At 37.8% G+C, this 22,494-nt stretch carries 21 protein-coding genes; 6 read left to right on the forward strand and 15 right to left on the reverse strand.

Annotated elements, in window-relative coordinates; translation table 11 throughout:
* Positions 1–224: 224 nt before the first annotated feature.
* The 8 genes from C233_RS22820 to C233_RS0117500 form a co-directional block, all read right to left on the reverse strand.
* Positions 225–929, reverse strand: a complete 705-nt coding sequence (locus tag C233_RS22820; RefSeq protein ID WP_018668837.1) for a DUF262 domain-containing protein — start codon at positions 927–929, stop codon at positions 225–227.
* Between the two features lie 35 nt (positions 930–964).
* Positions 965–1,468, reverse strand: a complete 504-nt coding sequence (locus C233_RS0117470; RefSeq protein ID WP_025069079.1) for a very short patch repair endonuclease — start codon at positions 1,466–1,468, stop codon at positions 965–967.
* Positions 1,469–1,587: 119 nt separating this feature from the next.
* Entirely contained in the window at positions 1,588–3,933 is a 2,346-nt protein-coding gene (locus C233_RS0117475) for an AIPR family protein (RefSeq protein WP_018668839.1), read from the reverse strand.
* Positions 3,930–4,934, reverse strand: coding sequence for a PD-(D/E)XK motif protein (locus tag C233_RS0117480; RefSeq protein WP_018668840.1), 1,005 nt, complete (start codon positions 4,932–4,934; stop codon positions 3,930–3,932). The genes C233_RS0117475 and C233_RS0117480 overlap by 4 nt, the downstream gene beginning before the upstream one ends.
* The gene (locus C233_RS0117485) at positions 4,924–7,761 is read right to left on the reverse strand and encodes a Z1 domain-containing protein (RefSeq protein ID WP_018668841.1); all 2,838 of its coding nucleotides are present in this window, start codon (positions 7,759–7,761) and stop codon (positions 4,924–4,926) included. The genes C233_RS0117480 and C233_RS0117485 overlap by 11 nt, the downstream gene beginning before the upstream one ends.
* A gap of 1 nt (position 7,762) precedes the next feature.
* Positions 7,763–9,235: an ATP-binding protein gene (locus tag C233_RS0117490; RefSeq protein WP_018668842.1), complete on the reverse strand. Its 1,473-nt coding sequence runs from the start codon at positions 9,233–9,235 to the stop codon at positions 7,763–7,765.
* Positions 9,216–10,526, reverse strand: coding sequence for a DNA cytosine methyltransferase (locus C233_RS0117495; protein WP_018668843.1), 1,311 nt, complete (start codon positions 10,524–10,526; stop codon positions 9,216–9,218). The genes C233_RS0117490 and C233_RS0117495 overlap by 20 nt, the downstream gene beginning before the upstream one ends.
* A gap of 315 nt (positions 10,527–10,841) precedes the next feature.
* The gene (locus C233_RS0117500) at positions 10,842–11,063 is read right to left on the reverse strand and encodes a helix-turn-helix transcriptional regulator (RefSeq protein WP_007835193.1); all 222 of its coding nucleotides are present in this window, start codon (positions 11,061–11,063) and stop codon (positions 10,842–10,844) included.
* Between the two features lie 1,017 nt (positions 11,064–12,080).
* Between C233_RS0117500 and C233_RS0117505 the strand changes: the two genes are divergently transcribed.
* Both C233_RS0117505 and C233_RS0117510 read left to right on the forward strand, forming a co-directional pair.
* Positions 12,081–12,440: a hypothetical protein gene (locus C233_RS0117505; RefSeq protein WP_018668845.1), complete on the forward strand. Its 360-nt coding sequence runs from the start codon at positions 12,081–12,083 to the stop codon at positions 12,438–12,440.
* A 99-nt stretch (positions 12,441–12,539) separates the two neighbouring features.
* Positions 12,540–12,923 carry a hypothetical protein gene (locus C233_RS0117510; RefSeq protein WP_025069080.1) on the forward strand — a complete coding sequence of 128 codons (384 nt, stop codon included), beginning with the start codon at positions 12,540–12,542 and terminating at the stop codon, positions 12,921–12,923.
* Here the strand turns inward: C233_RS0117510 and C233_RS0117515 are convergent.
* The gene (locus C233_RS0117515; RefSeq protein ID WP_018668847.1) at positions 12,920–13,141 is read right to left on the reverse strand and encodes a helix-turn-helix domain-containing protein; all 222 of its coding nucleotides are present in this window, start codon (positions 13,139–13,141) and stop codon (positions 12,920–12,922) included. The two genes, C233_RS0117510 and C233_RS0117515, sit on opposite strands and share 4 nt — an antisense overlap.
* Positions 13,142–13,903: 762 nt before the next feature.
* On the opposite strand from C233_RS0117515, the gene C233_RS0117520 reads away from it, so the two are divergent.
* The 3 genes from C233_RS0117520 to C233_RS0117530 all read left to right on the forward strand — a co-directional run bounded on the left by C233_RS0117520 (position 13,904) and on the right by C233_RS0117530 (position 15,966).
* Positions 13,904–14,464 (forward strand): ribonucleotide-diphosphate reductase subunit alpha, encoded by a 561-nt coding sequence (locus tag C233_RS0117520; RefSeq protein WP_018668848.1) that lies wholly within the window; start codon positions 13,904–13,906, stop codon positions 14,462–14,464.
* A gap of 4 nt (positions 14,465–14,468) precedes the next feature.
* A complete protein-coding gene (locus tag C233_RS0117525; RefSeq protein ID WP_026314908.1) occupies positions 14,469–14,957 on the forward strand; it encodes an SLOG family protein in 489 nt (162 codons plus the stop codon).
* A 115-nt stretch (positions 14,958–15,072) separates the two neighbouring features.
* The gene (locus tag C233_RS0117530) at positions 15,073–15,966 is read left to right on the forward strand and encodes a helix-turn-helix transcriptional regulator (protein WP_025069081.1); all 894 of its coding nucleotides are present in this window, start codon (positions 15,073–15,075) and stop codon (positions 15,964–15,966) included.
* A 20-nt stretch (positions 15,967–15,986) separates the two neighbouring features.
* Here the strand turns inward: C233_RS0117530 and C233_RS0117535 are convergent, their stop codons facing one another.
* Positions 15,987–16,229 carry a hypothetical protein gene (locus C233_RS0117535; protein ID WP_241217603.1) on the reverse strand — a complete coding sequence of 81 codons (243 nt, stop codon included), beginning with the start codon at positions 16,227–16,229 and terminating at the stop codon, positions 15,987–15,989.
* Between the two features lie 360 nt (positions 16,230–16,589).
* Here C233_RS0117535 and C233_RS0117540 point away from each other — a divergent pair, with 360 nt between their 5' ends.
* Entirely contained in the window at positions 16,590–17,555 is a 966-nt protein-coding gene (locus C233_RS0117540) for an IS110 family RNA-guided transposase (RefSeq protein ID WP_018668852.1), read from the forward strand.
* Positions 17,556–17,758: 203 nt separating this feature from the next.
* Here the strand turns inward: C233_RS0117540 and C233_RS0117545 are convergent, their stop codons facing one another.
* The 5 genes from C233_RS0117545 to C233_RS0117565 all read right to left on the reverse strand — a co-directional run bounded on the left by C233_RS0117545 (position 17,759) and on the right by C233_RS0117565 (position 22,408).
* Positions 17,759–19,591 carry an IS66 family transposase gene (locus C233_RS0117545; protein WP_018668853.1) on the reverse strand — a complete coding sequence of 611 codons (1,833 nt, stop codon included), beginning with the start codon at positions 19,589–19,591 and terminating at the stop codon, positions 17,759–17,761.
* Between the two features lie 91 nt (positions 19,592–19,682).
* A complete protein-coding gene (tnpB, locus tag C233_RS0117550) occupies positions 19,683–20,018 on the reverse strand; it encodes an IS66 family insertion sequence element accessory protein TnpB (protein ID WP_018668854.1) in 336 nt (111 codons plus the stop codon).
* A complete protein-coding gene (locus C233_RS0117555) occupies positions 20,012–20,371 on the reverse strand; it encodes a hypothetical protein (RefSeq protein WP_025069082.1) in 360 nt (119 codons plus the stop codon). Before C233_RS0117555 ends, tnpB begins: the two co-directional genes overlap by 7 nt.
* 230 nt (positions 20,372–20,601) lie before the next feature.
* Positions 20,602–21,282 (reverse strand): hypothetical protein, encoded by a 681-nt coding sequence (locus C233_RS0117560; protein WP_025069083.1) that lies wholly within the window; start codon positions 21,280–21,282, stop codon positions 20,602–20,604.
* A 4-nt stretch (positions 21,283–21,286) separates the two neighbouring features.
* On the reverse strand, positions 21,287–22,408 hold the full coding sequence (locus C233_RS0117565) for an AAA family ATPase (RefSeq protein WP_244149080.1): 1,122 nt from the start codon (positions 22,406–22,408) through the stop codon (positions 21,287–21,289).
* Positions 22,409–22,494: the final 86 nt, after the last annotated feature.

A 22,494-nucleotide genomic window follows, 5' to 3' on the forward strand; every position in this document is an offset into this window, starting at 1 on the left:
ATCCTGTGGATTTTCTTTGGAATACATACGGCAAATGCCGTACTGATGATAGACAAGATCAGGAACAGGACGGTGAAAGCGGCATGATATGATTTTACAGGCAGAGGCAGAAGATGTCTTCAGACTTCTTCCCGAGCGTCATGTCTTGTAGGGTAAGATTGTGTGAGAAATTACAGGAATAGGACTATAAAAATGGCATATGAAGTGAGTATGCTCTATCATCTTCATATGCCATCTTGATTTTTAGGGACATTTACTGAATATCCCAACCCTAAACCTCTATCATTCTGAAAAGCAAATATTTGTGTAGCTGTAAGCTTTGCTGATTCACCGCTCAATAAAAATGTTGTAATTATGGCATTGTCAATTACATAAAACCATCTGAAAAGAGCTTCTTCGTTTACTTGTGTAGCCATTTTTTCTTCAAAGAATCTTGTAGCCTCACGAATACGTTGCTCTGACTTTCTTCCGGTTTCTACCCTATAGTCATTTCCACATTTAATAATTAATCGGTTAAAAAAAGAAGAATCTTCAGGAACAGTCTCAAACTTTTGGTTCCCATACCGTGGTTGCAGGTAACGCTCATATATTTGCTCAGTAGCATATTGCATATTATTATACTCGAATCTTACGATGTCACGTTTACGTAACTCTTTAACCAAACAGCTCATAAAAATAACTGTTGTTGTCAGTCTTTGCTGCCCATCAATCAACTCATACCTATTCCCTTGAGTTTTCTCAAAAAGATAATGTCCCAGAAAGTAGTTAGAACCATCTGGTTGGTCAATTATGTCATTTAAATACATATCCACCTGACCAATACGTCCTTCTTTTCCAACTCTCCAAGAATAAGCCCTTTGATAGCTTGGTATAATAAAGCTTATCATATCTTCGCCAAACAAGCGTCCAATAGTTGTTTGATTGTCCATAATTCTATTATATTTTTATTTATTTTAGTTTTGAGTTAATAGCCGTTATTTTCTGATTCTGCAACAAACATCTGATCACTTTCATAGTTATCATAAGGTTTTATCCTCCTGTCACTCAAAAAGATATGATTAAGCGTATATTCTAGTGATTTCAAAGTCTGTTCACGTATTGCAGGCTTTAATTGACATTCCCATACAGTAATACAGTGCCATCCCATAGAAGCCAGTTCTTTTTGTTCTTTAATGTCACGACCTTTATTTTTCTGGATTTTGTCCTTCCAAAACTCTGAATTTGTTTTCGGTAATACAAAATATTTGCATCCGTCATGGCCATGCCAAAAACAACCGTTTACAAATATTACAGTTCTGTATTTCCGCAATACAAGATCAGGATGCCCAGGTAGACGAGGATGATTCAGACGGTAGCGGAAGCCACGGCTGAACAAGAACTTACGGACTAGTAATTCTGGTTTAGTATTCTTGCCACGTATTGCAGACATATTTTTATGACGCTGTTCTTTAGTTAATCTATCTGACATCATTAATTTGTTTTTTAAATATCCTCCATTAAAATCTCACTAACTTTATTGTATTATTATTTGATAATAATACAATAAAAAATATTATTAGTTGCACTATATTATTTCTGCATAGACTTTTATTCTGGAAACCCTTTACTACGCAATCGCTTTAAATTGGAATAAAAGCCATATTTCATCCGGTCATCAAGCTGCCTTTTTCCTTTGACAACATCATCCATAACCTTCCATTGCCAATCCTTTAATACCCGTTTACGTCTATCCCAATCTACCATCTTTTGAACTAATTCAATAGTTATGAGCTCAAGTATTTGACTTTCTTCAGTTGTTGGCGTTTTCTGTGGAGCTTCAACATTTGCCAGTTCGTCTGCTTCTAATAATAATTCAATATTTTTTTCACATACTATATCATAAATAGCCATTGCTCTTTGCCGATCATTATCACTAAACTTACGATTAAATTTAAGTTTATGTGCAATATCCATCGCTGTAGATTGATAGTTAATGGATAAACTATCTGTATCCCGCCCCCATTCTGAAATTTTAGACCATAACTGATGAGGTATGGATGTAATTATCTCCATATCATGTTCTACAGTATTATCTTGTTTGTCTCCGAAAAAAATTTCTTTACGAATTATCGGTTGAGAATCATCAACTAAATCTTTTTCTATGTCTAATATATTATAGGCCCAAGTATGCTGCTTAATCTTTTCCCAACATTCTTCTTTCTTAGACCATTCTATATAATGAGAAACAGGCGATTCCTTTAATATGAAATTATTTACTTGTTTCATTAAATCATATAAAAAAGAAGATAGTTGCTCTGAAATTGACTGCTCTTTCCAAATCTTATAAAGATTTAAACGATTATTTGTCAGAATAGTAAGCAATGATATTGTATATGGTACTACAACCTGTTTTAACTCGCCTATATTTGTTTCAGATTTCTTTGTACCATAAAGTTTATCCATAGCTCTAAACAATATAGCTTTAGCAATAGTATCCTCGTAGTATATATTATTAATTTTACTAAGTGCACTTGGTAAATTATTATTTATAAACTTTGCGAAGTTTTTCTCATTACCTTTTACAACAATATGTGGTCCAATAACAAGCTTTTTACCTTCATACACTTCAGCATAGGCATTAATATATTTAGCTAATTCAACTTTCGTAAACATTTGATTTTTAGGATATTTAAGGTCAAAAGCTTTTTGACGTACTTTTGTAAATCCTTCTTTCATACGAAGATTCTTATACTGACCTCTTGCACGCTCAAAAAACCAATATGTTTGATTGACCGAGTTCTCGGTTCTCGGAGTCAAAACACAACGGGACAGTTTCTCAAGTGCAACTAAATACGGATTATTCGCAGTAAAGTCAGCATCATTTACCTTATTCTGAGTATTGGCATACCGGGATATGCGAGATACTATATTACTATACTCTTCAATCCGTTTAATAACAGAAACTTTTGCCTGAACAAAAATTTTAGATATATCTGCTTTATCTTTCTTGAATGTATGATAAATAGACGCTGTTGTCTGTCCACCATTAACAATCTGAAGATTAGAGATTTTTGTTATATATCTATTATCTTCATCCAATTCAATATGGTCAGCAGTAGCAGCCAGACCATTGTTGAATGCCAGAAACATATGTGGCTCTTTTTTTATAGTATCTCTTATACCTTTATTTATTTTTCCTGAAAATTGTAAGAATGAACGCACATTCTGTTCTAGTAATCTAGCACCATAGCGCTCATATAAATTAGCTAAACAGATACCAGGAATAATGGCGATAAAAGACTGATAATCTTCATTATCAGATGATGCCGGCAAACAAGGAACAAGAAAACCTTCTTCCTTAAAATCAATTTCAATTGGAACATGAGATTCTTCAGAAATCTGGAAAATGTATTTAATATCAACAACTCTATAAAAGATTTTATATCCACATATTTCCGCATTATCCGGTATATCTCCTTTATATTCACCATTAGTTAATATACTTACATTTACACGAATTAAGTTGTCTTTTAATTCTCCATAATTAGCCAGAGTATGTGCAAACTCAAATATTTCAGAAGATTCAGCTACTTCATTAACATAATCATCATAAACAGCTTTTCTAAAAAAATTTGTAATACGAGTTGCGGCTCTTGTAACTTCACTTTTCTGAACTGTATATACTTGCTCTTCGACTTCATAGAGAGATATGAACAAATCAATGGTTTCATAATTGTCAGATATTGCAAAACCATTGATTTTGTGTTGCTTCGAGGTTCCCAAAGCTTTCTCATCAAAGGCTACAGCTGCATTCTCTGTCTCCCCAGCTTCTGATAATAGGTCTAAGACATAACGTGTAAATGCCTGTTCCTGAGTTTCTCCATCTTCATTTGCAAGCTGTCTGGAAACAATCTCCTGCATAAATGATGAATAAAATTTATCTAACAAATTCATAGTTGCTTTATTATTTGTAATAATTTATTTTCAGATATTAAAAAAGACCCACACACATCAAGCATTATTGTATATGTTACATCATGTACTCCTTTTCTTAAATCATCTTGAACAATTCTTGGGAAATCTGATGTCACACTATACAAATCCCTTTTCTTTATATTATAGTGTCTTAATTCGTATTTAGTTCTGTCTTCCGGCATATACCCGGCCAACATTAATCTTGCCCGAAAATAGTTAAGAATCATTTGATCATATTTTAGCAAGTTCTCAATTGCATCAATTAATTGAGGTAATGTTAAGCCATTAGCATTATTTCTCTCAATAGAATAATGGCACAATATCAGATGTTTAAAAATATTACTATCCAACTGAGTTTCCCCATTTATCGTCACCTTATTTTTCCTGCCTATGGATGACTTTACTTCTACTGCCCACTCATTTCCCTGAAAATCTTTATTTGATTTCTCAACTCCCATCCATGTATGCAATACATCTAACTGTCTTGTGGGTAATACCTGTAACATATATTGCAAGAATGTCAATTCTCCAAAAAGTCCTAATTGTTCACTCTCTGACAATTCTTTCTTTCTTGAACATTCAAAAAGATTTCGCCATTTTTCTAATTGACAAAGAATTGACCTAACTAAGATTTTTTCGTCAGATATATTACCAATAGATGAGATCAGATCTTCGCACAAGGTAGCAAAAACAAACAAATTACCTGAATCTATTAACTGTATGCATAACATCTGATTCTGTGGTAATGAGGCATCATTTATTATTGAAATATCCAACTCCTTTAGTCCTGAAAATGAAGATATATCTAATTTTATATTACGATTAAATGACACACTTATACCATGAAGATTTTCAGGATACTTATATATTGCATATATATTTGCACTTAAATTACTGTTATACAATTGCTTGACCAAACCATAAGTCTTATTTGACTTCAGGCTATTCCATATTACTTGTATTGGTATATTAGTCGCCATATGTGTTGTCGTTTTCATTATCAAAATTATCTTCAATGTCAGCATACTCTGCCACCATATTTACCTTGTATGAAACTGCACAATTTGTATTGGTGTGAGGGAATGAAATGGCAAATCCGACAAAAGGATCATCTTCTGCTGTAAAGATAGTTGTACCTGGCACAATATTACCATTTTCATCCTTAACATTTGCATATTCAGGATTAAGTGGGTAAATAATTAGTAACGGTTGATTTATCGGTCTAAACTTCGACCTAACAACTATTGGCTGTGGATATGTGTGTTTCCATTCAATCCCTTTCTTTTTATTAAGTTCGATTGTTTCTTTTAAAGCTTCATTTAATAAATCATTATCAAGATCTATTAATTCATCGCTAGGATTTCCGACAATATGATTCTTTCTTATAAAGTATGTTTTATAATTGCTGGAATCTACAGCGCGGCTACGATTAAAACATGATACAGAATAAGAGCCACAAAAAGTATGCTTCTTTATAGTTTCTCTAGCATTCGACCGTGTTGTCTTATTCATTAATACAACACTCCACTTTGTGAGTTCTCCTTTAGATACTAATTCTTGAATATATTCACAAATTAACTCCATGTTGACTTTTCTGAGTCCCTCAGCTACACTGAAATTACTGAAATACTCACAGACATCAACCGGAGAAACATTAGTCCACAGATAATTCTCGTTTTTTGTTAAAGGCTTACCTAACTTACTGAGAAAATTATCTGTTTCAACAAGATTCTTATTCTTTAAATCCTCATTCAGTGGTAACTGATATGTTTCAATAAGTCTTTCAGCCCATGATACCTGAATTTCATGTGAATTACGCATTTTATTTAGAGCAGTAATTTGAAGACAACCTGGATGGGTACGAACTCTTAAACCATAAGTTTCTGGAGTACTTCTTGATTCCGCTAAATAATCAAATTCATCAAGTAGCTCAGATGAAGCTACAGCAATATGCCTATACCATTCATTAAGTTCGCTACTAGTAAACAAACGGCACAAATCAACATAGCCAGGACGATAACCAAACCATCTTCCCATCTGCATAAGAGTATCATACATCTTCGAAGCTCTTAGAAAATAACTTACCGATAAACCTTCTAACGTTAAGCCTCGAGATAACTTATCTCCACCAATTGCAATAACTGAAATACCGGTTTTAGAATTTAATTGGTAGTCAACAACATCACCAGAGGAACCATTAATAGATTTTACTTCAATTTTTTGAACTGCTTGGTATAATAATGGCTTTATTTCATCCCATTTATGAACTGTTAAGTCCTGATCAATCTTTGAAAGAGAAGGAGACCCCTTAATTTTTTCTGTTATCTGTTTATACGATGGACACCCGTTTACATTTCCTTCTAATAAAGCCCGAAACTCGGCTAAAACAGCGGGATCATTAGCTTCTATTTCTTGTTTATAGTACCTGAACTGTTCGTTCACAATATCCCGAATTTCATTTTGCCAAACCTGATATCTTGACACATGTATTAGCATGGAATTATGCTTGTTCTCCTGTCCTCTGGCTCTTCTAATTGCGCATGTTAAAATAAAACATTTAATAGCAAGCTTCAAAGACCCAGGAATATCACTTTTTGTTGGTTTTTTATCATCCTTTTTATGTCCATCAGGTATAAAAGCCTTATAATCATCAATAGGAATGACAATAGGCAATACATCATCCTCTTCTTCAGAAGTTTCAGAAGATGTGCCAAAAACCTTATTTGGCCCAATATAATTATCTGGAGCTGGCAAATTTATTATAAAGTCCCTTGGAAATAAGTCTGTTTCGTCCTGTGCTATAAATATATTCGCAAATGGAGTTGCTGTATATCCTACATATGCAGAGCGATTGAACAGTTGTATAATCTTACGAATATTATCATTTATGGCAGTTGGATCTGTATCCTTATCTTTTTTTGTATTAATGGACGCATTATCAGCTTCATCATCAATTAACAAAAGAGATTTATTTGATATTTGTTTCTTACCAGAAGTTTGTGCACAAAGCCATTTATAAAGACGTTTAAGTACAGATGCATTTTTTTTCACAACCAAGATAATAGGCTGTGGTGCATTAAAATTAAATCCAGCCGTATTTGCAGCCCTACTATTAAAGTCTCCTTTATCAATACTTGTCGTATATGAATTTGCAATTGCTGAATCAAATCCAGGAATAAGACCAACACCTATTTTAGTTGTTGAGTTTATTGAGTATGCTCGCTCGTATTGTGTATCAAAACCTAAAAATCCTTCATCAATTCGACTTTGTGTCTGACTTCTTAGATTATTATGAATACCTGCTAATACGATGATAAAATTAAAACCTGCATCAGCAGCTTTACAAATCAAACCTGTATAATTTGCTGTCTTCCCTGACTGCACTTGCCCTACAACAAGCCCTTTTTTATCTATTGAGATATTAACTTGTTGAGGATTAAACAAGTTATCTAATATTCTATCAGTGATTTCATCTAATTGATTTATAACTGCCGGAGCATACCCTTTCTGCTCTGAAAGATATAACTTGTATCTTGTCCAAAAGTTCCAATTAGATATTTTATTTGCTTTAAATTCTTTAAGCCAAGGTAAACGTCTGTCGTTTCCTTCCAATATTTGAAAATCTTGAATTCTTACACCATAATGGGCAAGTAGTTTCTTTTTTAATATGTGTTTATCCAACATTTTAAAATCTGGCATAAAAGATACTTGCTCTATAGCGGTATTAATCTGTTCATCAGTTACAACAGGTATTGCACCAATGAATAAACGGCAAATATTTAAGGCTTTATTATATAATTCTTCCATATCACAATTGTTCAATAAGTTCTTCAAATGAATTTAATGGCTCAATAGTCATTATATATGCTTTAGCTTGTTCTGAAGTCATATTGGAAGCCATTAGATTCTGATACATTCTTGTAATCATATCTTTTACTACAGAAGTATCTGAACCTTCAAATGGTTCTTTATGAGATTCTTCACCTTTTGCTTCGTTGATATAAATTGTCTTAACAGGTATAGTTTCCTCTATAAGACGTAATAAATAATTAAAGGCTTTATCGGAATCTGTGTGAGCCATATCTTTTAATTGCTGAATCATAGCATTATCTCGATTTATAACAAAAGACCATTTATTGTCTTTCCTTTTCTCATTCCACAGCGGCTGAAAACTTTGACCTGCACGTTGTTTCAGTATCTTTCCTCTATGACGATAAACCTCACATCCTATTTTCCTCACATCCTTTGCATATGCTTCAAGTTGATTCTGGCATTGTATAGGAGGATACGCCTTTGATTTTTTAATATCAATCTGCCATTCACTATCTAATGTATTAGGAATATCTACCTGAATGCGGACTAATTTATAATGCTCTTCTTTTCTGAATAGTCCAAGCCAATCCCCAGCTAACAATAAACGTTTCCCTCTATATACATAAAATCCTTGTTGAGCTGGCCAGCCGTTAATGCCTTCTGCCACATTATAAGCCTTCTCTGAAGAAAAGGCACTTTTATGTGGCAATACATATCCCTTCAATTTAATACCTCCAACGATTCCTTCTGTAGGTCTTGACTGAGTTTTAGATTCACTTATACAAAAGGGATTCCAAGGATTTATTTCATGACCACACCAAAATATCTTTAAAGATTTTTCTTCAAGAAATCTGTGAAAGGTCATTGCAATATGTTGACGGACACGGTCTAAAGAATTGGAAAACTTTTCCTTTGCATTTATATCATTTTCGGAAGTTCCTTTTCTAACGACTTTATCTAAATCTGACCATATTACAAGAGTTCCATGTTCAATATCATCTACAGATTCGTCCAAATATTCAGGAATCCATTGTAAAAGAGTCCATTCATTGGTTTGTGCTACATAATCCAAGTCCCAAGTCCAGTATGCACTATGGTATCCGGATTTTTTACTAAGGACAGTTAATTTTCTACATTGTGAAAATGATGCTGTTTTCAGACCTAATCCAAATCTACCAAGATCTGTTTTAGAGCGTTCTTCTAATGGGCTATGGCTTCCAGGACGCATTGCATCAATTATTTCTTGACTATTCATGCCGCATCCATCATCTTTAATTGTTATGAAAGACTTATCTCCATGCCAATGTCTTGTGACCCACACATTTTTCGCATTTGCAGATATTGAATTATCTATAATATCTGCTACTGCAGTTTCGATATTGTACCCTATTGCTCTAAATGTTTCAATCATTGAAGCGGCACATGGTATTGCATTCGCAGTTCTAAGACTATCGTAATCTATCCTCATTTTTCAATAACTTTTTTATTTTCAGGCCAATTTTTTCTGCTAATATAACAGGTACAGCATTTCCTATTTGCTTAAAAGCTGCACTTCGGCTTCCCTCAAAGAAGAAATCATCAGGAAACGATTGTATTCTAGCTGCTTCTCTTATTGTTATTGAACGAACATTCTCTAAAGTAGGAGTTTCGTTGGGATATATATAGTAATGTCCATCCATCGCAATGTGAGCCACAACGGTATGACAAACTCCATTGGGATCAACGACACAAAAACGATTACAAAAAGATTCTTTATTTTTATGTTTTTGTAAGGCTGGATCGAGTTTTGCATAATTAAGCCTTTTACCTGTTTTCCACATCAATACAGCTTGTCTATATATTTCCCTATCATTATCATTTGTTGGTCTTGCAATATGTTGAGTCGTAAAATTAAGAACACCTCTTATTGCTGTTTTCCTAAGATACTCCATTTCCTCCAAGGGTTTTGTATATTCAACAATACCACATAATTCACCTTCTCCAGCTTTTCTTTCAGGAAGATCACAAAACAAATCTTTCATTATAGAATATGGCATATCTTCTTTTTCAAGGGTTGGATAGTTATAAGTTGTAGGAATATCACTTCCTGAACGAATTATTTTCCAACCAACAATGATAATCCTATGTCTTTTTTGTAAGACACCATGCTCAGACGCAATTTGTTCAACCGGTTCCATTTTATATCCTAGGTCATTGACCAGTCTCTGTAAGTCTCTGAACGGTTCACCTTTTTTGGCTGTTTTAATTCCAAGAACATTTTCAAAAACAAACATTTCCGGACTGTATCGCTTCAGAAATTCCACATAAAATTTATATAAATCATTTCGTGGATCATCTTCAATTTTTTTTCCTAGTCTAGCTCGTCCGGCAATCGAATATGCTTGACAAGGGGGACCTCCAATTATAATATCGACCTTTTGACCTTTGCACAGTCTATCAACTTTTTTAAAAATCCCATCAATAGTTTCTTTACCTATTGCTTCTTGAATAACTGTGTCAATAACTTCTTTTGGCACTTGATTCCACAACCAAGCGCCATCAGTTTTTTCTTTCTTTGTCCTTAAATATTGTTCATATATTGATAGTTTATTATTTGCTTTTAAGTAATGGTACGCAGCACGTGTTTTTAAGGTATCACATGCATAATGATCCATTTCTATATGAGCTATCGGTTCAAAGCCAGCTCTAATAAAACCTTCAGACAAGCCACCAGCTCCAGCAAATAAATCTATAAACTTATAATTCTTATTTTGATTCATTTATTTCTTTATTTTACATACTAAAAAATTATGGCATAAACGCCAACTTATACATTGTATAGTTCATTAATATTGCGTAGTAGCAAACATTTTTGCAAGCATAGTTTCAAGTTCATGAATCAACGAGTGATCTGTATCCATACACACCTTCTCGCCAACTGTCTAATCTTGATAAATATACTATATCTCTAGCCTAACTACCATCACAGCAAAACATATCCATTTTGAACTCTTTGGTCATTTTTTTTGCAGACTTTCAGGATATGTATTTGTCTTGCCATAACAAGTTATAATGAATGTATTTGCCATAACATATCAATATTTTGATGTGGTTGTTAGTTTTGTACCAACAAGCAGGTCTCTAATATCAACCTCTAAAAGTTGTGCAATTTGTTCCAATGTCAGTAAATCTGGTTGAGTAGTATTCTGACACCACTTACTTACTGTGCACGTAGACTTTCCTAACTGATCTGCCAACCATTTACCTGTTTTTTTTTGTTCTACCAGAACTACTTTAATTCTATTAAGGTTGCTCATATATCTTTTATTTATTAAACTAACACGCAAACTTATATAATTCTGCCAATAATAAAAAATTTAATACTATAAATCTTCTAACTTCTGCTTGAATTTAATATTACCAAAGTTCTTTATTTATTCAATGTGAAAACTACCGGCAGACTTGCTTCGTATCTGTGATACCAGGCAAGTTTCAGCCGACAGGTTCATACAACCATGCAGATAAATCAGGGCTGTTGCCAAAGACAGAGCTTTTAAGGTTACGCTGCTCTTCACTTCAAAGGCTCTGACATTGGTAACTGATTTTCGATAACATGTCTGAAAACGCAAACAAGCAGGTCGTTCCGATGATGCAGGCTAAAGCTTGCATTCTGGAACGGCCTATATCCTTGAATACCCGTCTAAAATACAGGCATGTTGTTCCGACAGTTCGTATTTCATGCGAAGCCGGAACAACATGCCTTATGCTACGGAAACTAACCGGCTGACTTGCTTCGTATCCCGATACCAGGCAAGTTTCACCCGACAGGTTCATGCAATCATGCAGATAAATCAGGACAATTGCCAAAGACAGAGCCTTTAAGGTTACGCTGCTCTTCACTTCAAAGGCTCTGACATTGGCAACTGGTTACCGGTGGTTTGTCTGAAAACGGATACTATGCTCCTTAGAAATCTTTGAATACTGAATATCAGGAAATCATTGGAGCATCATAGCCGGAACCGTTTCTTATGTGCAAAGGTACTTCGGACTGGAGAAACGCCAAGTGACGCTTGCGCTTCCAGTCGGAGGACTTGACGGCAGCCTTCCGCAAATTTTCTCATACCTCAAAAATTTGGGTATTCCGTCTGCATTCTCTGACTTCACACTTGTCTTTTTCTCCCTTTGGTCCGCAGTCACGGATGCACATAAAACGGTTTTTCCCAACCATGAAGCTCAATGAGCTTTACCAAAGGGAAAAGAACTGGAACTTCAAAATCAAGTGTTATGCAAGCAAGAAGAATGGGTATCAAACAATCTTTTAATTTTTTACTGATATGTGCAGATTGATGACAACACAACTGGCGGAAGCTCTGGAGGGTTATCCGCTCTTTTCCCAGGACGGCAAGGGAAAAGAGGCTGTTTGTCGTGCGATTTTTGCCCTTGGTTCTGTAAGGTGGTTTATCCTTGAAGGAAACAGGGAGGATGACGATGTGATTCTATTCGGTATCGTAGTCGGACTCATGGAGGATGAATACGGGTATATTTCCCTCAATGAGCTTTCAGATGTGGAGCTTGACCTGAGTGCTCAGGGGCTTGGCAAGCTTCAGGTAAGACAGCAGCAGAACTTTAAGCCGGTTCCGCTGAAACAGATTCAGGACAGCAGACTTCAGGACTTTCTTGCAAGGTTTGAATAGGCTGTATGAAAACAGAAGTGGCCGGTCCTATCCGTCACGGACAAGACCGGCTGCTTATTATAGCAGGTAAATGAAAACAAAACTATAATTGTATGGTAAATGGAAAATTGTCGTAATATTTTTAATATCTCTGTCCGGCATGGGTGGAGCGTTTCTATGGAAAACATAGATGGAATCCGGTATCTCAATTTCAGGAGGAAGACTTCGAGCGGTGTACCGTTCTGCTTTACCATTGAAGCCGGTGACGGTACAGCCGGCTGCATAGCAAAAGGAATATTCTCTTTCGTCAGTGCCGTTGTTCCTGAACAATGTGCAAGGGAATGGATGATTCAGTCGGGAGCAATGGAGCCATCGGAGTTCCTTCAGGCCGTGTCCGACATGGAGGATGTCAGGCTAAGGGCAAGGCTGCTGGCTCTTGAACTTGCAGCTATGAATGCCAAATGTAATCTTTTGGATACCATTCCATGGGACAGACTGAACTAACGGTGTTTCTTACGCTTGCGGCCACGTTTTGGCAGACCGGTTTCCTTGTAGGCTATCAGGTCAGTTCCTCTGAACACCCTTTTTGACTTGTCAGGTATCTTCAGGAAAGCCAGCGGCTTTTCCAGGTAACGGATATAGGCATAGATGGTGCAGCGGTGAACACCCAGGTAGCGTGCTGCCTCCTTCACTGAATATGTCTTTTCGGGAACGACTTTCATTATATCTCATGCTGGTTATTCTTTCGTTTATGCTATGATGTAAAGGTAAACACTTGATTATTAGCTGTCAATACGTCAAATATGGGATTATTTCGGAGATTGTGGGAATACGATGGATTATGTGTTACCATCATATTCAATACGGCTGGACTAAGGCGGTTGATGGTAAATCTGTTTTTACGGAAATAAGGAAGGCATATATTTGATGGTTGACAGCGTTGACAGCAAATCCAATGAAAATCCGGCATAAGGTCAGTCTGGGAAACTGCTGTAATACAACATATTATATTCTTTCTGATTTTTCTTATAAAGAATAGAGTATTATAATGTGTCAACGTTTGGCTATGGATTTTTAGCGGACTGAAAATTGTGGCTACACTTGTCAACGTTTGTCAACGTATGATTTCTATGTGAAGTATCTGATACACTGACAGATACTCTCTGTCAACACTGTCACCATTGAAACGGGTGCATTTTATTATCTGAAAACATCTGATGCGAAAGGGATACATGGTTATCCCAATGTACCATTACAGCCACAGGTTTGTTCAGCATGCCTCTGCAGATATTTTTTTGCAAAGGTATCTCCGGCATTGCAAACGTCAAACACAGGGCTGAAAATCTTCCTCAAACGGGGTTGAGCGTATTTTCAGCTTTCCTTGAAGTTTGCCTTATTGAATGCCTGCGCTTCTGAGAACTGCAAAAAATATCCTTCGGGCAAGCTGAAAAACTTGCTGACAGAAGGGAAAAAAATCAGAGCGTATGGTACAGATGGACGAAAGCATCAGAAAGCAGTTGGAAAAACCACAGACATGGTTCTGCAAGTATTTTCCCAAACGTATTCAGAATGTGGGCGAGAAGGAAATCGCCGACAGACAGTTGGTTTATGACTTCAAGGACGGAAGGTCTCATGAAGCGGTGGCACAGATGACGGCAGCAAGAATGATTGAGGAACACGGCAGCGGATGCTCAAAGTTGGTATTCATTCCGGTTCCGGCATCATCAGTAAGAAAGAATGAAATCCGGTATATGGACTTCTGCAAAAGGGTATGTGAACTCACCGGAGCGATAAACGGATATGACCATGTAAGGGTATGCGGAGAAAGACTTGCTATTCATGAAAACCGTAAGGCTGAAAAGGAAATCAGAAAGGTGAGCATCATCGAGTTTGATGAAGAGTGGTTCAAGGACAAGGCAGTCATAGTCTTCGATGATGTGATAACACGTGGAATCAGCTTCGGAATGTATGCGAATCAGCTGGAGAGTTTCGGAGCGAATGTCATTGAAGGCATCTTCCTTGCAAGGACTCATTATAAAGTATAGAACTATGAACGGAATATTATCAGACAAATCAAAGTCACTGGCTTTCACGGGACACAGAACTGTTCCCGTAGAAAGACAGAATGAAATAAGGGCACGGCTTGTTGAAGCCGTGTCGCTTGCATGCAGGTCAGGTATAACCTGCTTCTACTCAGGTATGGCCATGGGATTTGATATGATGGCCGCTGAGACTGTATTGTCACTGAAGGGAAGGTATCCGGATATACGGCTCATTGCCGTTGTTCCTTTCAGAAGACAGAGCTACCGGTGGCCGTCAATTGAGAAGGAACGCCATCAGAGAATAATTTCCCAGGCTGACCAAGTTATCATATTGAGTGAACACTATTTCAAAGGATGTCTTCTAAGACGCAATGACTTCATGCTGGAGCATTCATGTGGCGTGATAGCCTTTTATGACGGCAAACCTTATGGTGGGACATTCTATACCTGCAGAGAGGCAGTGAAGAAAGGCATGGACATAGTAAATCTGTACTGAAAACCAGTCCGGATTATAGTGAAAATATTGTACAAAACAGATGTGCAATTTTCTTGCATATCTCATTTATTATGCTTATATTTAGATAGTTAAACAAGTTATAAGAGGTAGTTTTATGAACAATATCTACAACCGATACATTTGGCTGTTGCATACAGTCTATCAGGAAAGAAAGGTCACTTTTGAAAGGCTTTGTGAGATATGGAAGCACCATTTCCTGTACAATGGAAAGCCGTTGAGTCTGCGCACATTCCATCATCACAGAAAGATGATTGAGGAGAACTTCGACATAGTCATTGCGTGCAACAGAAAGGACTATACATACTATATTCAGAATCTGGATGAAATACTCGGTGACAGTTACCGCAACTGGCTGTTCAACAGCCGTATCATTGATGTGGCTCTGAAAAGCAGTCCGTGTCTGTTCCATCGTGTCGTACTGCCTGACATGTCAAGTGGTATTGAATACCTGCCGGATATATCGGAGTGTATAAGCGATGGGCATGAGCTGTACATATTCTACACGAATGACAAGGGCAATGAAGTGGAAGGCCGTTTCCGACCGGAAGGTTTGAAGCTGTTCCATAACCGCTGGTATCTGCTCGGATACAGGAACGGATCAGAGTTCTGTGCTGTTCCTCTTAATGCACTGACAAGAATCTATCTCAGCGGAAACAGGTTTCAGACTGACTGCAGATTTTCGCTGGCGACTCGTCTTTCAGACTCCATTGGTGTTGTAGCTCCGACCGGACAACAGCCGGAAGAGGTTACTCTAAGGGCTTACGGTCCATTTGCAGATTATCTGAGAAAACATCCTTTCCACCATTCACAGGTAGAAAGGAATGATATGGGGAGTTTCACTTCATTTGATTACACACTTCTTGTGACTGACGAACTGGTAGATGAAATCCTGGCTCTCGGTGATAAGGTGGAGATTGCTTATCCGGAAAAATTGAGAATGAAACTGCTTCAGAAGATTGGGCGTATCAGAAACAGGTATGCAACATAGAAATCTGCAATTGTAGAATATTATTTTTGAGTAGTAAACATTCGCTCAATCATTGCTTCAAGTTCAGGACCCAATGGACGTTCTGTGTCTATACACTCCTTCTCACCGGCAACCAGGTCTCCATATATATTCCTGTAGCGTTCAGCTTCACTGCCATCACAGCAAAGCATAGCTGTCTCAAACTCCTTAATCATTTTCTTACGCTGGCTCTCTGGATATTCCTTAGTCTTACCATAATAGGTAATAGTAAATGTTTTTGCCATAATCATAGGATTTATTTGTTTTACCCTTGTTTGTTTATAATCATTATCACTATACTAATATACAAAAATATTCTGATAATCAGAAATTTAACAACAAAAATCGCAAGAAATTAATTATAAATTTCAGCTTTACAAGTAAGCATTGTATATTAATTAAACGTTGTACTTTTGTATAAATTTTCAACATCAAAGTGTGGAATAAGACCGACGTAAGCTTAATCGTTAAGATTGTATTGGATGTTCAGCCCCCACACTTTTACATCAGAATCCGGATAGTTCATTGGGCAGTTAGACCCCGCATTTGCAATGATGGCTCAAGATGTATAGATGTTGCGTTGTTAATTATAAAAACATTAGCTTATGATCTACGTTGGAATTGATGTAAGCAAGTTGACATTTGTTGTTGCTTATTCGTCTGCAAAGACTAGTAAAACCAAAACCTTTAAGAATACAGCTAAAGGTATTCGTGAGTTTATAAAAACAATTTCAGTTGATGAACATCATTGTGTTATGGAAGCAACAGGCAATTACAGTACATTGCTTGTATATATGCTTTCCGAGTTTGGTTTTACAGTAAGCCTGGAGAACCCTTTGAAGATAAAAAATTTCTCCAGAGTAATGCTTTCAGTCATAAAGTCTGACGAGATTGATGCACGTCTTATAGCACTATACGGTGAGAAGATGCAACCATCTCCATACAGAATGCGCAGCGATTCAATTTTAATTCTCAAACAAAAACGTACTGTCCTACGCCAGCTAAAGAAGCAGCTAGTAGCAACAAGCAACCTGAAAGGTTCTATGGAGGTTCTTCCAATTTATGATTCTAAATGCAAGAAAACAATAGAGAAAACCATTGCTTTTCTGGAAAAACAGATCAAATATATGGAAGAAGAACTTGCTTCATTGGCTAATGATGAATTCAAGAGACAAATGGATTTACTCACATCCATAAAAGGTATCGGTGTAACACTAGCTGCGGCTTTAATTGTGGCAACTGGTGGCTTTACATACTTTGATAATGCAAAACAACTTACGCGTTATCTTGGCTTATCACCAACATATCAACAGTCAGGTACATCTGTCAACTTTAAAGGCCACATAAACAGAAATGGCGATCCAATTCTTCGAAGTCAACTGTATGTGGCAGCATTCTCATCACTTAGGTGCAATACAGAATGTAAAGCATGTTTTGACCGTCTACGGTTTAAAGGTAAACCTGGTAAAGTAGCTGTTGTTGCTGTCGCCAATAAATTGGTAAGACAGGCCTTTGCAGTTGTTACACAAGATAAGCCATACGTGGATGGATTTATATCAGTAAAACCATAATCTCTCCTGCGGAGGGAGCGCCATGCGGCAAGGGACTGAGCAGTCAGGCCCGACGAGCTTCCATTATATATATGCATAAACATACTTATAATTGTTAAATATATTCAAGTTTTTATTATAGTTCATCCAATTCTGGGGTACCACCTTTCAGGCGAGCGCTGGAGGGCGCTCGCCAAAAAATTGTGCCACAAAATTAACGATTTTTATTGGTAAATTGTCATTGGAAGCAGGTTCTCATAATCCGTTCTTCCCTTTTTCATTTCTCTCATCAGTCGGCAGAAGTAATCCCGGAACGAGATTCCAAGCTGCTTGCATGTCTCGATGAACGTATTGAACACTGCCGAGTTGCTTATTCCTTTAACGCTTCCGAAGAACATGCTTCCGTTTCGCTGCAGGACAATGGGCCTTATCGCCCGTTCCGCTATCGTGTTGTCTATACTGTATTCACCGTCATTCCTGTAAGCGAAAATCTGTTTCCAGAAGGTTCTCAGATAATTGAGGGCTCTCAGCATAAGATCACTGTTCACTTCATTCCCGTCCGCCAGAAGTTCATAGAGCCTGGTTCTTATCGATTCCACGATTTCTGTTGTCGTATCATCGTTCCTTCGCTCGTATATCTCCTGAGGGGATAGCTTCAGTCGTCTGTATTCCTCTTCCAGTCTGTAGAGTCTGCCTATCATGTACAGGAAGAAGTATGCCGACTTACAGCCCTGTTCGTAAGCATACTTGAACTTGGCTCTGGCATGTGCGAGACAGCACAGATGCTCTATATCTATCAGCTCGTTGTCAAGATAAGTATAGACATTGTATCCGTCGCTCTGCAACGATTTAAGTCTGGCACCATCTATAAAATCTACCAGAACGTTCCTGTTTCTGCCTCCATGCTTAGGGTTTCCGTTCCCGTCTTCAGTGTCCTCGTAGAAGAATATCACGATGCGTGCCTTCCTGTTGACCAGACACCACATGTACGTCTTACGTTTCACGTCAACGGTACGGTAACGCAGCCAGGTCTCGTCCACATTTACGTTTGCGCCTTCGCACAGTGCGACCTTCTTCAGTGCGGGTATCAGCCTGTTGAGCTGTATCGCCCCCTTGTCCGCCCAGTTCAGGAGGTTCTGCGGAGAAGTCAGCCAGTCCATATCGGCCAAACGGTTCCTGGCTTCGCGGTTTGCCGGGGTAGCCATCTGGAAGCGGTTGAACAACAGGTAAGACAGCAGGCTGGCGGTTATGTGTGTACCGGGAACCACCTCATCATAAAGTTCTGCTCCGGCTTCTCCCGGGATAGGAAGATACACCGACCTGATATGGCCGTCGGCGTATTTTACCTTCAGTACCTCGAAGTGATGCTCCTCTATACGGCTTATTACATCTCTCACTACCTTAAATTTTGAAGAGATGACAACAGCGCCCGGGGGCAGCCTGCTATAGTCAGACTTATGGATTATCGGAGTGCCTACAACGGATTTGTTGTAAACCATCCCCTTTCTCCCGGGACGTTCCCTTGACTCCTTTGGAGCTTTTTCCTCCCGAGGCTGCTCCGCCGGCTCTTCGGCAGGGGCAAGGGATTGGGACGTGCCGTCGAAGTCGTCCTTATCGTCATGTCTTCCTCTTACAGGCTTCTTCTTTTCGATGCCTTTCTGGCTCTTGGACGGACCGAATGCCATGCTGTTCATCAGGTTCAGACGCTGTTGGAGGGTAGCATTCATCTTTTTCAATTCGATGTTTTCCTTTTGATGCATTTTACTTTCAAGCAAGGCCTTATCGGCTCTGTCATTTGCCTTCTCCAGCAGTCCTGTCAGATTGTCTATCTTTTTGCCTGACTTCTTAAGTTCATCCATAATCTCATCCAGCCTGACATTCATCCTTTCCAGTTCTTGGGTTCTTACCTGAAGTTCCTTATAGAGGAAACAGGCGTAACGCTCTATCTGCTCGCTACTCATCCCTTTAATCGGGGAGTATTCCTCCCTGGGGCGATTCTGCATCTCCTCCAGATGCTGACTGCGCAGCGTGCTTTCTATAAGTTCATTCAGGTCCATATCTCTTGCTTTTTACAAGTATAAAATTACTCATTTTCAATGAGATACACAAGTTTTTCAAGAGATATTTTATTGGTTTTCAGCACTTTTTTCAGTCAATTCTTATAGTCGTCACAACGGGCGATTCAAGTATATGGACCAGATCGGACCATTCAATCCTATACACCGCATTGCCTTCATTGTATTCTATTTTCATGAACCTGTAACCTTTAATAAAGCTCTTTTCATGAAGAAAGTAGGCGTTGCGCTCATAGTGTACCATCCGTACCCTGCGGCGGTCTTTCGACATGAACATGTACACATCACCATTGAGCGGGTCGCGATGGTATCTGCCTCTGATTATTTCCGCTATACGCTGAGCCTTGCAGCGCATGTCGTGGAGCTCGGGCAAATAGTAGAAGTTGTGCAGGCCATTGATGCTTAGCATAAGCCCTCCAGTTTCTCTACCAGTGTCTTCAGCCCCTGATAGTCTAAGCCCTTCTTCTGTATGCAAAGCCCTTCATGCGTCTTTATGGTCACCTGGATAGTCCCTTTACAGGGAGTGGCAGCCGGATTGCTGACCGGCTTTTCGGTATTGACCGGTTCATCGGACACCGGTTGTACGGGCGCCCCTTCTATCACTACGGGAACCACTCTCTTCTGGGTCTTCCGGAACCAATCGTTGAAGGCTTTGTAAGGGACATTGTTTATCACACAGAATTTGTTGATGGATACTCCTTTGGGTTCACCTTGGGTCTTGTACATGAACCACAGCTTTTCAAAATCACTTTCGCTACACATAATCTTGGTCTTAAAGTTATGTTGCGAAGATAGTTCTATGGGAGGATTTTGTCAAGACGCCAGTTTTGGATACTTACGCTTTACAATATTACTGTTTATCCGAAATTCCTGCTATAGTTGAGATTTAACTTGCTTTCCAAAACTTACATCTTCCCATTCACCGCCATGAGAATCTTATAAAATTTATATGCCAACAAAAGAGAGAAAATCTATCTTTTATTGGCATAATATTATATATTGCATTTGTTCTCCAAGTCCAAACAGAACAAATCAAGACTCCGGCTTTTTTGACGGCATGTCTTAAGTCCTTTTCTCATATCTTTTGATATATTATCATAGTCCAGATTCTTTTTGTCAGTGTTGATGTATCTGGTTCTTTTTTTACCGTCAATCCTGCTGATCAGATAATGTAGACGTTCCTTTGGATTTGCGTATTGTGCTGTTTCCTTGCAGGAATTGTCAAATAGAGGTATAAGCCATGCATCTGTCTCTTCAATGGCTATTGCATATGCAACCTTGTCTCGATAAGCCTCCGGAACAATATTCGAGATTTTATATTCTACTGCTTTATACAGATAATCACAATATTCTTTCCAATCTGTATCTTTTGTACGTAATGGTTCATTTATATCATACCCAGCTTCACCTCGTTCTGCAGTATCTATCTGAACAACAAGCAAAGCATCATCTGCCAATACATCAAAAAAAGACTGGAGCAAGCTAATGTCCTCACATGATTTCAAAACCAGATTCCAGTTACTGAAATTCATTTCATTCAAATCAGTCTCGTCAAACTGTTCACTGGGACGCAATTGAACGACATCACTACCATCAATACCCTTCAAAGCTTTCAGAACTGCCTTTATTACAGCTATGTCAGCTTTTCCTTCTGCTATAATACCCAATCTCATATCATCAGAAATTATAAGGTACACCGCCAATAAGTCCTTTCATCCACATTTCTGAAAGCATCATGCGCTGTTCACCTGTCTGTTCTTTTGTCTGGATACGTTTAGCCTGCGTTTTTCCCTCATCGTTACGGGTCACAACGTATAATCGCTGACTGCCGTCATTAAGATTCAAGCCATCCAATATGGCCGGATTATGCGTTGTTATAAGTACCTGCTTACCATTCTTGACAGCCAATTCACAGATTTTCTTCATGAGAAACCTGCACAAACGGGGATTCAACCCATTTTCAATGTTGTCAATGGCAAAGAAGTCCGGGGTCTTCCTGCTGATAAAGAGTGTAAGATAAAACAATAATTCCAACGCACCTTCATTGGCATTCTCCGCAGAAAACAGATTGTTCTTTTTCTGCATAAACTTATCCCTGAAATAGAGATTGGATTTACTTCTTCCCAATTTATATCCCTGCATCTTGTATATTTCTTCATTGTCAAAGAATATATCTTCAATCCAGGATATATAGTCTTTAGCAGATTCTTTTATCTGCATGATTTCTTCTTTGGGTATGTTGTTAAGAAGCACATCAAGGCCTTCTCCATTCAAACCAAGAGGATATTGCAAGCTGTCTGAAGTCAATCCACGAAGTGCGTTGATAGACAGTGAATAAATAAGATACTTGGACAAATATTCCTTTAACTTATCTGTTTTTTCTACAGCTTCCTTAATATTTCCACGCCTGGCTCCAGTTGACCAAGGAGCATTCCAAGTAGAATAAATATCCTCTGGAGTTAAATTGGTAACTGCATATTTTATACGTTCTCCTTCAGTTCCAGATATATTTACATTAATGGTGTTGTTGGATGGCTGGCCATAAAATGAACTTATCATTAAGTCCGGTTTTGCTATTCTGATACCTTTCTGTATCATGGAATTTACCTCTATTTGGGCAGAACGCTCAGCTGCAACCATTGCTATAGCTTCAAGAATATTTGATTTACCGGAACCGTTAGCACCAATAAAAACGTTGACATTACCTAAAGATAATGTCATATCTGTTATTGACTTGAAATTTTTTACAGTTATAGTTTCTATCATATTATCCGTTTTACAAAAAACACCTAATTCCATATCAGGTCGTACATATAAATACAAAGATACGGAAATTTCACTATAATAATGAATTAAAAAGCATATTTTTAGACACATAACATAAC

The sequence above is a fragment of the Bacteroides gallinarum DSM 18171 = JCM 13658 genome (assembly GCF_000374365.1).
Classification (GTDB): Bacteria; Bacteroidota; Bacteroidia; order Bacteroidales; family Bacteroidaceae; genus Bacteroides; species Bacteroides gallinarum.

Bases quoted from the DNA above. Each gene is read 5' to 3' on its own strand.
- C233_RS22820 (WP_018668837.1), bottom strand. From the start codon at position 929: ATGGACAATCAAACAACTATTGGACGCTTGTTTGGCGAAGATATGATA.
- C233_RS0117470 (WP_025069079.1), bottom strand. From the start codon at position 1,468: ATGTCAGATAGATTAACTAAAGAACAGCGTCATAAAAATATGTCTGCA.
- C233_RS0117475 (WP_018668839.1), bottom strand. From the start codon at position 3,933: ATGAATTTGTTAGATAAATTTTATTCATCATTTATGCAGGAGATTGTT.
- C233_RS0117480 (WP_018668840.1), bottom strand. From the start codon at position 4,934: ATGGCGACTAATATACCAATACAAGTAATATGGAATAGCCTGAAGTCA.
- C233_RS0117485 (WP_018668841.1), bottom strand. From the start codon at position 7,761: ATGGAAGAATTATATAATAAAGCCTTAAATATTTGCCGTTTATTCATT.
- C233_RS0117490 (WP_018668842.1), bottom strand. From the start codon at position 9,235: ATGAGGATAGATTACGATAGTCTTAGAACTGCGAATGCAATACCATGT.
- C233_RS0117495 (WP_018668843.1), bottom strand. From the start codon at position 10,526: ATGAATCAAAATAAGAATTATAAGTTTATAGATTTATTTGCTGGAGCT.
- C233_RS0117500 (WP_007835193.1), bottom strand. From the start codon at position 11,063: ATGAGCAACCTTAATAGAATTAAAGTAGTTCTGGTAGAACAAAAAAAA.
- C233_RS0117505 (WP_018668845.1), top strand. From the start codon at position 12,081: ATGTGCAGATTGATGACAACACAACTGGCGGAAGCTCTGGAGGGTTAT.
- C233_RS0117510 (WP_025069080.1), top strand. From the start codon at position 12,540: ATGGAAAATTGTCGTAATATTTTTAATATCTCTGTCCGGCATGGGTGG.
- C233_RS0117515 (WP_018668847.1), bottom strand. From the start codon at position 13,141: ATGAAAGTCGTTCCCGAAAAGACATATTCAGTGAAGGAGGCAGCACGC.
- C233_RS0117520 (WP_018668848.1), top strand. From the start codon at position 13,904: ATGGTACAGATGGACGAAAGCATCAGAAAGCAGTTGGAAAAACCACAG.
- C233_RS0117525 (WP_026314908.1), top strand. From the start codon at position 14,469: ATGAACGGAATATTATCAGACAAATCAAAGTCACTGGCTTTCACGGGA.
- C233_RS0117530 (WP_025069081.1), top strand. From the start codon at position 15,073: ATGAACAATATCTACAACCGATACATTTGGCTGTTGCATACAGTCTAT.
- C233_RS0117535 (WP_241217603.1), bottom strand. From the start codon at position 16,229: ATGGCAAAAACATTTACTATTACCTATTATGGTAAGACTAAGGAATAT.
- C233_RS0117540 (WP_018668852.1), top strand. From the start codon at position 16,590: ATGATCTACGTTGGAATTGATGTAAGCAAGTTGACATTTGTTGTTGCT.
- C233_RS0117545 (WP_018668853.1), bottom strand. From the start codon at position 19,591: ATGGACCTGAATGAACTTATAGAAAGCACGCTGCGCAGTCAGCATCTG.
- tnpB (WP_018668854.1), bottom strand. From the start codon at position 20,018: ATGCTAAGCATCAATGGCCTGCACAACTTCTACTATTTGCCCGAGCTC.
- C233_RS0117555 (WP_025069082.1), bottom strand. From the start codon at position 20,371: ATGTGTAGCGAAAGTGATTTTGAAAAGCTGTGGTTCATGTACAAGACC.
- C233_RS0117560 (WP_025069083.1), bottom strand. From the start codon at position 21,282: ATGAGATTGGGTATTATAGCAGAAGGAAAAGCTGACATAGCTGTAATA.
- C233_RS0117565 (WP_244149080.1), bottom strand. From the start codon at position 22,408: ATGGAATTAGGTGTTTTTTGTAAAACGGATAATATGATAGAAACTATA.